11 protein-coding genes and 2 tRNA genes are annotated in these 11,192 nt (G+C 57.4%); 8 read left to right on the forward strand and 5 right to left on the reverse strand.

Translation table 11 applies throughout. The features are described 5' to 3' along the window. The 3 genes from FHR98_RS05815 to FHR98_RS05825 all read right to left on the reverse strand — a co-directional run. Positions 1-95, reverse strand: a 95-nt coding sequence (locus FHR98_RS05815) for a GTP-binding protein (protein WP_246377584.1), incomplete at its 3' end; no start/stop codon positions are given. A 136-nt stretch (positions 96-231) separates the two neighbouring features. Next, positions 232-305, reverse strand: a tRNA-Gly gene (locus FHR98_RS05820). A gap of 28 nt (positions 306-333) precedes the next feature. Beyond that, positions 334-418, reverse strand: a tRNA-Tyr gene (locus FHR98_RS05825). A 159-nt stretch (positions 419-577) separates the two neighbouring features. Here FHR98_RS05825 and FHR98_RS05830 point away from each other — a divergent pair. Beyond that, a complete protein-coding gene (locus tag FHR98_RS05830) occupies positions 578-1,414 on the forward strand; it encodes a TrmH family RNA methyltransferase (protein ID WP_183415723.1) in 837 nt (278 codons plus the stop codon). A gap of 119 nt (positions 1,415-1,533) precedes the next feature. Further along, a complete protein-coding gene (locus FHR98_RS05835; protein WP_183415724.1) occupies positions 1,534-1,881 on the forward strand; it encodes an EF-hand domain-containing protein in 348 nt (115 codons plus the stop codon). A gap of 39 nt (positions 1,882-1,920) precedes the next feature. Here FHR98_RS05835 and FHR98_RS05840 read toward each other — a convergent pair whose 3' ends face one another. Beyond that, positions 1,921-2,481 carry a cupin domain-containing protein gene (locus FHR98_RS05840; protein ID WP_183415725.1) on the reverse strand — a complete coding sequence of 187 codons (561 nt, stop codon included), beginning with the start codon at positions 2,479-2,481 and terminating at the stop codon, positions 1,921-1,923. 150 nt (positions 2,482-2,631) lie between these two features. Between FHR98_RS05840 and aptA the strand changes: the two genes are divergently transcribed. Both aptA and ald read left to right on the forward strand, forming a co-directional pair. Then, entirely contained in the window at positions 2,632-3,978 is a 1,347-nt protein-coding gene (gene aptA / locus FHR98_RS05845; protein WP_183416149.1) for an omega-aminotransferase AptA, read from the forward strand. A gap of 100 nt (positions 3,979-4,078) precedes the next feature. After that, positions 4,079-5,203, forward strand: coding sequence for an alanine dehydrogenase (gene ald, locus FHR98_RS05850; protein ID WP_183415726.1), 1,125 nt, complete (start codon positions 4,079-4,081; stop codon positions 5,201-5,203). A gap of 426 nt (positions 5,204-5,629) precedes the next feature. Here ald and FHR98_RS05855 read toward each other — a convergent pair whose 3' ends face one another. Next, entirely contained in the window at positions 5,630-6,922 is a 1,293-nt protein-coding gene (locus tag FHR98_RS05855; protein ID WP_183415727.1) for an NAD(P)/FAD-dependent oxidoreductase, read from the reverse strand. Between the two features lie 227 nt (positions 6,923-7,149). Between FHR98_RS05855 and FHR98_RS05860 the strand changes: the two genes are divergently transcribed. The 4 genes from FHR98_RS05860 (at position 7,150) to aguB (ending at position 11,179) form a co-directional block, all read left to right on the forward strand. Then, the gene (locus FHR98_RS05860) at positions 7,150-8,514 is read left to right on the forward strand and encodes a glutamine synthetase family protein (protein WP_183415728.1); all 1,365 of its coding nucleotides are present in this window, start codon (positions 7,150-7,152) and stop codon (positions 8,512-8,514) included. Between the two features lie 77 nt (positions 8,515-8,591). Beyond that, positions 8,592-8,747 (forward strand): hypothetical protein, encoded by a 156-nt coding sequence (locus tag FHR98_RS05865; protein ID WP_183415729.1) that lies wholly within the window; start codon positions 8,592-8,594, stop codon positions 8,745-8,747. A 112-nt stretch (positions 8,748-8,859) separates the two neighbouring features. Next, positions 8,860-10,230, forward strand: coding sequence for an aspartate aminotransferase family protein (locus tag FHR98_RS05870; protein WP_221205756.1), 1,371 nt, complete (start codon positions 8,860-8,862; stop codon positions 10,228-10,230). Between the two features lie 73 nt (positions 10,231-10,303). Continuing rightward, positions 10,304-11,179: an N-carbamoylputrescine amidase gene (aguB, locus tag FHR98_RS05875; RefSeq protein WP_183415730.1), complete on the forward strand. Its 876-nt coding sequence runs from the start codon at positions 10,304-10,306 to the stop codon at positions 11,177-11,179. Positions 11,180-11,192: the final 13 nt, after the last annotated feature.

Below are 11,192 nucleotides of genomic sequence, written 5' to 3' on the forward strand. Positions count from 1 at the left end.
ATCGCAGCCGTCAATGACGTCTTGCCATGGTCAACGTGACCGATCGTTCCCACGTTCACGTGCGGCTTGTTACGCTGAAACTTCTCTTTCGCCATAGCTAACGTTCCCTTTTACGGCCACATGTTCCGGACGCCCTTGGGTCTGTCCTGGGCCTGCTCGCCAAACCAAATAGAGCCGCCGACCACTGTTGTCACCCACCTGACAAACCTTGGCCGCTGCCTCCCATGTCTCTGGAGCGGGTGAAGGGAATCGAACCCTCATAGCCAGCTTGGAAGGCTGGAGCTCTACCATTGAGCTACACCCGCTCTTTCGTCGTCGCGCGTCCCAGGCGTCTGGTGGAGGGGGTTGGATTCGAACCAACGTAGGCGAAGCCAACGGATTTACAGTCCGTCCCCTTTAGCCACTCGGGCACCCCTCCACGTCAACCTTACGGACGACGCGCAACGGCGTTGCGCACTATGGTGATTTCGTCTCGCGTGTCAATGATGAACATGCGAAAAAACGACCTCGACATTCCCGCTCTTGCCCATACAAGGCCGGTCGTGTGAAATCGTCTTGCAACAGATTAGGATTTTCGATGACCACGCGCAAGCCCAGGGGCGAATACAGAGGTGAATCAAGGAGCGGCTCGAAAGACCGGGGCTCCTTTCAAAGGAACTCCAGAGCTTTAGATAGTGCTGAGGAGGATCTCTGGATCTATGGCCAGCACGCGACCTTGCTGGCGCTGGCAAACGCCAGACGTCAGAAAAGACGGCTGCTGGCAACGCCGGAGGCCCGGCGGCGACTCGCCGAAGAGCTGGAGCCCTTGACCCAAAGTGCATCCCTCCAGATTGAAGAGCTGCATCGGCGTGATATCGAGCGCCTGTTGCCTGAGGGCGCCGTACACCAAGGTATTGCGATGCTCAGTCAGCCGCTGGCCGATCTGCGCCTTTCCGACTGGCGGCCGCCTGAAACGGGGCGCTGCGTCGTCGTCGCTCTCGACCAGGTTACCGATCCGCATAACGTCGGCGCGGTCATTCGTTCGGCCGCGGCCTTCGGCGCCTCGGCTCTGCTTTTCACCCGCCGCCACTCCCCCGGGGAAACCGGTGTCTTGGCCAAGACAGCCTCCGGCGCCCTGGAATGCGTGCCGATCATCCGTGAGACCAATCTCTCGCAGGCGCTGGAGTCGCTTCACAAAATGGGGTTTCTAACGGTTGGCTTAGCAGGCGAAGGCGAGGAATCGCTGGAGGCCATTCCAAACGACGTCGAGAAGATTTGCGTGGTTCTGGGCGCCGAGGGTAAAGGGTTGCGGCAAAAGACGCGGGAAACCTGCAAGCAGCTCGTCCGTTTACCGACCCGTCCCCCGATCGATCAACTCAACGTTTCCAACGCGGCGGCCATTGCACTCTATGAGCTGTTGGGGCGATCAAGCTGAGGCCTCCAAAAATTTAGAGAAGCATCTCCGGGGATGAACCAGACACCGTCCGCGTAAGTCTTTAGGACAGGCGATGAACGATTTTGCCTGCCCCCTGAGAAATCGAACGGAGAAGATAAATGAAAAAGTATGCAGCCCTCCCCCTGGCGGCGATCCTGGTAGCAACTCTGGCTGTCATTTCGGGTGTAACCGACGTGAACGCCGGACCACGCCATGGGAAGATGTTCGAGAGAATGGACAGTAACGGTGACGGCGTTCTCTCCGCCGTCGAAGCGGAAGCTGCAGCGCTAAGCCGGTTTGAGAAAATGGACGAAAACGGCGATGGCGTAATCACCAAGGCCGACATCTCGGCCATGGCACTCGCCCGTTTTCAAAAGGCCGACTTAAACAGCGACGGTGAGATCACCCACGAGGAAGCCAAAGCCGCACGTGAGGCCTGGCGCAAGGAGCATCACGATCACAATTGATCGTGGCACTTTGAGGCCCTCCAGACTTTCCCGATAACATTAGAAACTGGGCGGGGTGCAGGCAGATACAACCACTGTCTCCGCCCCGTCGAGGTTCTTGAAGCGATGCGGTAGACGACTGTCGAAATAATAACCGTCACCCGCCTTCAAAATCCGCCTCTGATCACCAACGGTAACTTCCAAGCTTCCCGATACGACAACGCCTGCTTCCTCCGCCTCGTGTCGCAACAGGCTTTCGCCGGTATCGGCGCCCGGCGCATAGCGTTCCAACAGAACCTGCAGTGCCCGGCCGGTCAGGTCGCGACCAACCTGGCGATAGGAAATCTTACCCCGACCAAGTTCAACCATTTCCTCACTGGCAAAGAACACCTTCTCACGCGGCGTGTCCTGCCAGGCAAAGAAATCCGACAACGAGATGGGAATGCTATCCAAGACCCTTTTGAGCATTCCGACCGACGGGCTGGTTCGGTTTTGTTCAATGAGGGAAATTTGCGCATTCGAAACGCCGGCGCGTTTTGCAAGCTCACGCTGTGACAGTTTATTCATCTGCCGCAAGGAGCGCAAACGCTGCCCGAGATCAAAACCATCCTGGCTCGACATTCTTTACCTTCTGCTTAGTCGTTAATATGTTAAATATATATAACATTTATGCTCATAATCAGCCATATTAGGTCGCTATTGTCAATTTTCTTTATCGATAGTATTTTCGGCCCGTTCAACATACCAGTCATTAGGAGCAGCCCCATGGAGATGCCAAGCGGCCTTGGCGATTTCGACCCGACGCCAAACAATCTCGAAGCTTTCTGGATGCCATTCACTTGGAACCGCGGGTTTAAGAAAGACCCAATGCTCCTCGCCGAAGCACAGGACATGCATTACACCACCACCGAGGGCAAGAAAGTTCTTGATGGCACGGCAGGTCTTTGGTGCTGCAATGCCGGGCACGGTCGCCGCAAAATTGTGGAAGCCGTTCAAGCCACGGTTGCCAAACTCGACTACGCACCGAGCTTTCAGGTCAGCCACCCTCTACCTTTTGAGCTGGCGAGCCGCATGACCAACATGCTCTCGGGCGATTACGACCATGTGTTCTTCTGCAATTCGGGTTCCGAGGCAGTCGACAGCGCCCTGAAAATTGCGCTTGCCTATCACCGCGTCCGCGGCGATGCAGCCCGTACCCGATTGATCGGGCGTGAACGCGGTTATCACGGCACCGGCTTTGGTGGAATCTCCGTTGGCGGTATCGTCAAGAATCGCATGTTCTGGGGTCCGCTTATCAACGGCGTCGACCATTTGCCGCACACCTTCAACCTTGAGAAGCAGGCTTATTCCAAGGGGCAACCCGAATGGGGCGCCCATCTGGCCGACGAACTGGAGCGAATCGTCACTTTGCACGACGCTTCGACCATCGCCGCCGTGATCGTCGAGCCGGTCGCCGGGTCGACCGGCGTGCTGCTCCCGCCAAAAGGCTATCTCAAGCGCCTTCGGGAGATTTGCGACAAACACGGCATCCTCTTGATCTTCGATGAGGTGATTACCGGCTTCGGGCGTCTGGGTTCTTCTTTTGCTACAGAGCACTTCGATGTGCAGCCCGACCTCATCACCTGTGCTAAGGGCTTGACCAACGGCACCATCCCCATGGGTGGCGTAATCTGCCGCAAGGGCATCTACGACGCCTTCATGGACTGGGCCGACAACACCGGCAACACGATTGAGTTGTTCCATGGCTACACGTACACGGCGCATCCAGTCGCGGCGGCGGCAGCCCTGGCAACGCTGGATGTCTACAAGGAAGAAGGTCTCTTTGAACGGGCGGCGGAATTGGCTCCATACTGGGAAGACGCCGTTCACGGCTTGAAGGGGACAAGGCATGTCATCGACCTGCGCAACATTGGCCTAATCGCGGGAATCGAGTTGGAGTCCCGCCCCGGCAAACCGGGTGCTCGTGCCTACGAGGCCTTCCGAAAGGCCTTTGATGCAGGCGTGATGATCCGAACGACCGGCGACATCATCGCGCTGTCTCCGCCACTGATCATCGAAAAGAGCCATATCGATCAGATTTTCGAAACGATCCGCACAATTCTGACCGATCTGGATTGACGCTAAGATAATGCCTCGTGAAAAGGCAGCAGCGGGCTATCGCGTCGTGGTAGCCCGCCATTCGAACAGGACCAGGCCATAGCAAAAGGGACAATAAATCATGCTCGTGGGCGTGCCAAAGGAAGTGAAAAATCACGAATACCGCGTTGGAATGACTCCAACTTCCGTACGTGAGCTGGTTCATAACGGCCATCAGGTCATGGTTGAGAGCCGTGCGGGCGCAGGTATCGGCTTTGACGATCATCACTATCAGGAAGTTGGTGCGTCAATCATTGGCACAGCTCAGGAGATCTTCGCGAAAGCGGATATGATCGTGAAGGTGAAGGAGCCTCTTCCTGCTGAGTATGCGATGTTAAAAGAAGGCCAAATATTATTTACCTATCTACACTTAGCGCCCGATCTTGAACAAACAGAAGGACTCGTAAAGTCAGGCGCCATCTGCATCGCCTATGAAACAGTGACGGACCGCCGGGGTCGCCTGCCTCTCCTTGGCCCGATGAGTGAAGTCGCGGGCCGCATGTCGATCCAGGCAGGCGCCCACTGTCTCGAGAAAGAACAAGGTGGTTCGGGAATGCTGCTGGGTGGTGTTCCGGGTGTACCAGCCGCCAAGGTCGTGGTCATCGGCGGCGGGGTCGCCGGCACAAATGCGGCTCGTATGGCCATGGGATTGGAAGCCCATGTGACGGTCATCGACCGAAACATTGAGCGTCTTTACGAACTGGACATGCAGTTTGGCCCCATGCTGAACACGATCTATTCCACCGTGGACGCGATCGAGCAACGAGTCGTGGATGCGGATTTGGTTATTGGTTCAGTCCTGATACCGGGCGCCGCCGCTCCTAAGTTGGTTACGCGCGATATGGTCAAGGCCATGCGCCCCGGTTCAGTGCTGGTGGACATTGCTATTGATCAAGGCGGGTGCTTCGAGACCAGTCGTCCAACCACGCATGATCACCCGACCTATGTCGAGGAAGGCTGCGTACATTACTGCGTCACCAACATGCCGGGTGCGGTCGCGCGCACGTCAACCTTCGCGCTGAACAACGCCACCCTGCCCTTCACGCTGGCGCTGGCTAACAAGGGAAGCCGTCAAGCATTGGCGGAAGACCCGCACCTGCGTCAGGGACTGAACGTCGCGGAAGGTAAGATAACCTACAAGGCAGTCGCCGATGCACATGGCATGGCCTTCACGCCGCCGGAAGAATACCTCGGCATATCCTATTAGGGTTTAGATAGTGCCCGGGCTGGCGACGCTTACCACCTGCGCGGATTTGAATGAAGCGAGAAGCCTGCGGGCTTTGCTGGAGGACGCGGGCTTTTTCGTTTTTCTGCCGGAGGAACACCATCTATCAACCGTCTGGTTCCACGAGGTCGCCACAGGCGTGCGCCTGCAAGTCGAAGCTGACTCGCTGCAGGCCGCCCAAGAATTTTTCCAAGCCGTTCAGGAAGAGATTTCACAGCCCGATCGAGGAACCCATCAATCCAACACAGGTTCGATTTGTCCGGCATGCGGTGGAGCCGATATCCATCGCGGTCGCTCACTGCTGGCCGGTATAGCCGGGCTCGTTTTGGCGGGTCTACCCCTGGTCTTGGGGACAAGAAAGCGGCTGTGTCGCAGGTGCGGCCATACTTGGAAAAGCCAGGCCCGAGCCTAGGGAAGCAGGTCGCGCAGACGGTACCAGGTCATTGCCAGAGCCAACACCGGAGCACGCAACCATTTGCCACCGGGGAACAGGGAATGCGGCAGCTTTCCAAAAGCATCGAAGCGTTCGGCCTGCCCGGCGATTGCCTCGGCGATAACCTTTCCTGCTATTCCGGTCAAGGCGACACCCTGACCCGAGTATCCCTGTGCAAAGTAGATATTCTTTTGCTGACCCGTCCGGCCTAGGTGTGGCGTTCGTTCCACTGTGATGCCGACATAACCGCCCCAAACGTACTCGAATGTCTCGTCGCGGAGCTGCGGAAAGACCTTCACCATCTTGCGCCGCATGACGCCAGGCAAGTTCGGCGGCATCAATGTCGTGTAGCTGACGCCACCGCCGAAAAGCATACGGTCGTCACCGGAGCGCTGAAAATAATTGAGTACAAAATTATGATCCGCCACGGTCGCATTGGTTGGCAAACAATCCTCGGCCAAGGCCTTGGGCAGGGGGCGAGTTGCGCCGATGTAGGTCCCGACCGGCATAATCCGCCGGCGCAGTTTTGGAATGAGGTCGCCGAGGTATGCGTTGCAGGCCATGACGACAAACGGTGCCGTGACGGCAGCGCCATTGTCGGTGTCTAGCGTTACCTTGCTGCCTTCCTCAATCCTGGTTACGCGGGTCCCCTCGAACAATTTGACGCCTGCGGCCTGGGCCGTGGCTGCGAGACCCAGGCAATAGTTCAAAGGATGCAACCAACCTGCCCCACCATCGACAAGCCCGCCGACATAAGCTGGTGAATTGCAGTAAGCCCGCACCTCAGCCCCGCGAACGACCTTCAATTCGGCTCGGTAGCCATAACGGCGCCAGGTTTCCAGGGTTTCATCCATATCTGCAAGATGGCGCCTTTTCTCGGCAGCATGGAGGTAACCCCAGCGTAGATCGCAGTCTATTGAATGCTTGGTCACCCGTTGCCGGATGATGTCCTTGGCTTCCTCCGAAAGGTCCCAAAGCAACTGGGCGTTGGCCCTGCCAACCCACTGCTCGATCCTGTCGATCCCCGGGTTATATTCGGTCCCGATATGTCCACCGTTGCGCCCGGATGCCCCCCAGCCGATGCGCTCGGCCTCTAGCAACACAACGGAGAATCCCCGCTCGGCCAGATTCAACGCTGCGGAAAGGCCGGTGAATCCGCCCCCCACCACGCAGACATCGGCATTCACCGATTCCTGGAGCGCCGGCTGAACGGAAAAGGCGTTGGCACTCGCCGCGTAGTAAGACTCCACATGGTTGGCCGATGGCATTACGGCTCCCTCGATTGCAATAGTGTGAAGGCCTCAAGTGCCCATATTCCGCTGATTCGCGGGCATCCGTTCATCAGTCTAGCTTGCCCAAATAAGCGTCTCGTGATAGCCATAGCGTAGTTTCATATGGGAGCCAACAGGCCTGAGATTCCTTACCGCCAGGTCCAACCCAGAATCGGCCCGGCGAATAATTCGAAACGAGATTTTATAGAGAAGCGAGACTCTGCATGTCTTCCGAGAGCGGCGTTGCGGCCGTTAAGCGCTTTATCGAAGAACATCATATAGAAGAGGTCGAATGTCTTGTCCCTGACATGGCCGGCATCGCCCGTGGGAAAATTCTTCCCGCCCAGAAATTCCTGCGTGGAATGACTGAGAATGGCCTGCGCATTCCGGAATCGGTTTTCATCCAGACAGTGACCGGCGATTATCCTGATAGCGATGGTGTGACCGACCCCGGTTCCAGCGATGTATATCTACGGCCGGACCCTGGCACCATCAGAGTGGTCCCTTGGTATGACGATCCTACCGCGCAGATCATTGCCGACGCTTATTATCTGGATGACGAAACGCCGGTCGAGATAGCCTCGCGCCAAGTGCTCAGCCGTGTTTTGAGGCTCTATGAAGCGCGCGGCTGGCGCCCCGTCGTGGCTCCTGAGCTCGAATTCTATTTGGTCGAGGTCAATACCGACCCGGATTATCCTCTTTTACCTCCTATCGGGCGCTCGGGGAGACGGGAAACCTCACGCCAAGCTTATGGGGTGGACGCAGTCAATGAATTCGATCCCCTGTTCGAGGAAGTTTACGATTTCTGCGAAGCGCAAGGCATCGATATCGACACATTGACGCATGAAGCAGGTGCCGCTCAGATGGAGATGAACTTCAATCACGGCGACCCGCTGGAGTTGGCTGATCAAACCTTCCTGTTCAAGCGCACCGTCCGCGAGGCAGCACACCGTCACAAGGTCTATGCGACCTTCATGGCCAAGCCCATGGCAGACGAACCGGGTAGTTCAATGCATATCCACCAGTCCGTGGTGGACGCCAAGACGGGCAAGAACCTGTTCGGGAAGAAAGATAATTCCAATAGCGATCTGTTCTTGTCCTACATCGCCGGATTGCAAAGGTATCTGCCGGCGGTAATGGCATTGCTGGCGCCCAACGTGAACTCCTACCGCCGTTTGCGCCCTGGCGCGGACGCGCCGATCAATACGCACTGGAGCCACGACAACCGTACCGTGGGCCTGCGGGTTCCCGTCTCCACGCCTGCCGCCCGCCGGATCGAAAATCGAGTAGCCGGTGCGGACGCCAACCCCTACTTGGCAATTGCGGCCTCACTAGCCTGCGGCTACCTGGGCATGACGGAGGAGTTGGAGCCGACCCGTCCTATCGAAGGGAGCGCCTACCGTTTGGCTCATACCCTTCCTCGCACACTCTATGATGCTGTCTCCAAGATGACTGGCAGCCGACCGATTAAGGATGTGCTGGGTGAGGATTTCGTGACCGTCGTAAGCGCAGTGCGCGCCGAGGAATTGGACGCCTACCAGCGGGTTATTTCGTCCTGGGAACGGGAACATCTGCTTTTGAATGTCTGATGTGATCGGATGAAGAGCACACTCCTGCTTCACCCGTAGGCATTGGGCTAAGGTTGGTTTTCTGCTATAGGAGAACCATGCGAAATCGCTTCATCACTTTCTATGGCGACCTTCTTGGCAAAGCGCAGCCCTGCTCGTTGGAGTTGGAAGCGGCGCGGTTGACCGAGGGATCGCTGAGATCAAGGCGCCAGGACCTGATGATCCTCTGCGCCCGGATCGGCTATAACCCCTAGAGGCCTGCGGAACGATTCCGTCTGCCTGCGCGAACAGCCGCGAGCAGACGGCAGATTCGGTGCCGCCATATAGACGCCCGTCTTATCCGTTAGCCTCCAGGAGTATGAAATCATGACGACCCAAGCTCTGCGCAATACCACGACGGTTTGGAAAGAACAGGACCGCCGCCACCATATACACCCCTTCACTGACAGTAAAGCACTGCACGCCGAAGGCGGCACACGCATCATTACCAAAGCCCAAGGCTGTTACCTCACTGATTCCGAGGATCATCAGATTCTAGACGGCATGGCCGGATTGTGGTGCGTCAACGTCGGTTACGGCCGTCAAGAACTGGCGGAAGCCGCCTATAAGCAGATGCAGGAGCTGCCGTACTACAATACCTTTTTCAAAACGGCGACGCCGCCGCCGATCGAACTCGCCGAGAAACTCGCAGAACTGGCGCCAGAGGGCTTGAACCGGGTTTTCTACGGCTCCTCCGGATCGGAATCGAATGACACGGTCGTCCGTCTCGTACGGCATTTCTGGAACCTGATGGGCAAGCCCGACAAGAAGGTATTCATCAGCCGCGAGCACGCCTATCACGGTTCAACCTGTGCTTCCGCCAGTCTGGGCGGGATGACTGCCATGCATAAGCAGGCCGATCTGCCTTTGCCGGGTTTCGAGCACGTCATGCCGCCCTACTGGTACGATTTCGGCGCTGGCATGGACCCTGCGAGTTTTGGAAAGAAGGCCGCCAAGGCCGTCGAGGACAAGATTCTGGAACTGGGTGCAGACAAGGTGGCGGCTTTCATCGGCGAACCCATCATGGGTGCCGGTGGCGTCATTGTGCCGCCTGAGACCTACTGGCCGGAAATTCAGCGTATTTGCAAGCAGTACGACGTTCTGTTGATCGCAGACGAGGTTATTAGCGGCTTCGGACGGGTCGGCACCTGGTTTGCCAGTCAGAAACTTGGAATCAAGCCGGATATGATGACCATGGCCAAGGGCATCACATCCGGATATCTGCCGCTCTCTGGACTGATGGTAGGTGACCGGATCGCCGACGCGCTCAGCGAGGGTGGCGACTTCAATCACGGCTACACCTATTCAGGCCACCCGGTCGCCTGTGCTGTTGCCTTGAAAAACATCGAGATCATCGAGCGCGAAGGCTTGATAGAGAGGGTACGCGACGAAACCGGTCCCTATCTGCAGGAAGGCCTCGCCAGCCTGGTCGACCACCCCTTGGTCGGGGAGGTGCGGGGCATGGGACTGCTTGGCGCGGTGGAGTTGGTAAAGGACAAGGACACCCACGAGCGTTACCCAAACAATCAGGCTTCGATCGCTTGCCGAGACCACTGCATCAAAAACGGCCTGATGTTGCGGCAGGTGCGCGACGGTATGATTATGTCGCCACCGCTGATTCTGACGAAAAGCGAGATCGACAAGTTGATCAGTATCCTGCGAAGCGGACTGGACGCGGCCAAAGCTAAGCTCGGCTGATATCATGCCTGAGGAACCCTCGGCGTCTAATGACGTCGGGGGCGCCTCGATAGGCAATGAAAGGAGCTATGAAATGCGCGAAGTGACGGTCGCAGCCACACAGATGGCCTGTTCCTGGGATAAGGACGCCAATGTCAGTAAAGCCGAGTCCCTCGTGCGCGAAGCAGCAGGACAAGGGGCGCAGATCGTCCTTATCCAAGAGCTCTTCGAGACACCCTATTTTTGCCAGGATCAGAAGCAGGAGTACTTCGCACTGGCTCATCCGCTGGAGGATCACCCAACCATCGCGCGGATGGCTGATCTTGCCGCCGAGCTAGAAGTCGTCCTGCCCGTCTCCTTTTTTGAAAAAGCCAACAATGCCTACTTCAATTCGCTGGTGGTGATCGATGCCGACGGGAGCCTCGTGAACCTCTATCGCAAAAGCCACATTCCCGACGGCCCCGGTTACCAGGAGAAGTTCTACTTCAACCCAGGGGATACCGGTTTTGTCGCCAGCAAGACTCGTTATGCGACCATCGGCGCGGCAATTTGTTGGGATCAATGGTTCCCCGAGGCCGCACGTTCAATGGCCCTGCAGGGTGCGGAGATCTTGTTTTACCCCACTGCGATCGGCAGCGAACCCCAAGACGCCTCGCTCGACAGCAAGGACCACTGGCAACGTACGATGCAAGGGCATGCCGCAGCAAACCTCGTGCCCCTGGTGGCCTCCAATCGCATCGGCAAGGAAGAAGGCGCCGGCGGCGAGATTACCTTCTATGGTTCTTCCTTCATTGCCGACCAGACCGGTGCCAAAGTCGCCGAAGCCGACCGCGACAGCCAAGGTATCCAGATTGCCACCTTTGATCTTGATGCCGCAGCCGCCAAGCGAGCCTCCTGGGGTCTGTTCCGCGACAGGAGACCCGACCTGTATGGGAATCTCCTGACGCTGGACGGCGAAGATGACTGGTAGCACCCCGCCTTCG

It is taken from the genome of Limibacillus halophilus (assembly GCF_014191775.1).
Classification (GTDB): Bacteria; Pseudomonadota; Alphaproteobacteria; order Kiloniellales; family CECT-8803; genus Limibacillus; species Limibacillus halophilus.

What these genes read in the sequence shown, in the direction of transcription:
- FHR98_RS05830 (WP_183415723.1), top strand. Translation starts at nt 578, where the DNA reads ATGACCACGCGCAAGCCCAGGGGCGAATACAGAGGTGAATCAAGGAGC.
- FHR98_RS05835 (WP_183415724.1), top strand. Translation starts at nt 1,534, where the DNA reads ATGAAAAAGTATGCAGCCCTCCCCCTGGCGGCGATCCTGGTAGCAACT.
- FHR98_RS05840 (WP_183415725.1), bottom strand. Translation starts at nt 2,481, where the DNA reads ATGTCGAGCCAGGATGGTTTTGATCTCGGGCAGCGTTTGCGCTCCTTG.
- aptA (WP_183416149.1), top strand. Translation starts at nt 2,632, where the DNA reads ATGCCAAGCGGCCTTGGCGATTTCGACCCGACGCCAAACAATCTCGAA.
- ald (WP_183415726.1), top strand. Translation starts at nt 4,079, where the DNA reads ATGCTCGTGGGCGTGCCAAAGGAAGTGAAAAATCACGAATACCGCGTT.
- FHR98_RS05855 (WP_183415727.1), bottom strand. Translation starts at nt 6,922, where the DNA reads ATGCCATCGGCCAACCATGTGGAGTCTTACTACGCGGCGAGTGCCAAC.
- FHR98_RS05860 (WP_183415728.1), top strand. Translation starts at nt 7,150, where the DNA reads ATGTCTTCCGAGAGCGGCGTTGCGGCCGTTAAGCGCTTTATCGAAGAA.
- FHR98_RS05865 (WP_183415729.1), top strand. Translation starts at nt 8,592, where the DNA reads ATGCGAAATCGCTTCATCACTTTCTATGGCGACCTTCTTGGCAAAGCG.
- FHR98_RS05870 (WP_221205756.1), top strand. Translation starts at nt 8,860, where the DNA reads ATGACGACCCAAGCTCTGCGCAATACCACGACGGTTTGGAAAGAACAG.
- aguB (WP_183415730.1), top strand. Translation starts at nt 10,304, where the DNA reads ATGCGCGAAGTGACGGTCGCAGCCACACAGATGGCCTGTTCCTGGGAT.